This window comes from Streptomyces rimosus subsp. rimosus, assembly GCF_000720725.1.
Classification (GTDB): domain Bacteria; phylum Actinomycetota; class Actinomycetes; order Streptomycetales; family Streptomycetaceae; genus Streptomyces; species Streptomyces rimosus_A.
This window is the reverse complement of record NZ_JOCQ01000237.1, coordinates 1-646: the sequence shown is the minus strand read 5'-3', so window position 1 is coordinate 646 and position 646 is coordinate 1. Positions and strand designations below refer to the sequence as shown.

General features: G+C 74.3%; 1 protein-coding gene. It reads right to left on the bottom strand.

What is annotated here, in order from left to right; genetic code table 11:
* Positions 1–37 precede the first annotated feature (37 nt).
* Positions 38–646 (bottom strand): AAA family ATPase (locus tag IH45_RS0142695; RefSeq protein ID WP_030682656.1); only part of this gene is annotated, 609 nt, incomplete at its 5' end.

Here is a 646-nt window from a genome sequence, read left to right as displayed (position 1 = left end):
CTTCTGGACGATGTGGTGGCCCGCACCAGCCCGCCCCCTACCAGCTCGGCGGACTCGCGATGCTCCGGGCCACCACATCGTCCAGAAGCCGGGCCGTGGTGGGTACGTCCTGCGCGGAGTTGTCGATGATCGGCAGGCCGGAGCCGTACCAGCCCGCCATCCGGCCGTGTATCCGGGCGACCTCCTCGTCGGACAGGCGGCGGTTGCCCGTGCGGCGGGCATTGCGTTCCAGGACGATCTCCAGGCCGGGCAGCAGCACGACCGGCAGCAGGCCGGGGCCCACATGGCGCTTCCAGCCGCCGAGGCCGATGACCGGGCGGTCCGGGAAGACGGCGTCGTCCAGGATGCACGAGATGCCGTTGGCGAGGAAATTGCGGGCGGCGAAGCCGCAGGTGCGGCGGGCGAGGCGGTACTGCGCCTCGGAGTGGTCGTTCCAGCCCGTCTGCGGGTCGGCGAACCCGGACCGCACCCATTCGCGCACGTCGTCCAGGCTGATGTGCGCGGTGGGCACCCGGCGGGTGTCGGCCCAGTGCCGGGCGACGCTGGTCTTGCCGGCCCCGGCCGGGCCGATCAGCAGCACCGCGACGGCGGCGTGCGCGGCGTCCGGCGCGGAGGCGCCGGTGGGCGGGCTGGGCAGCGCCACGGG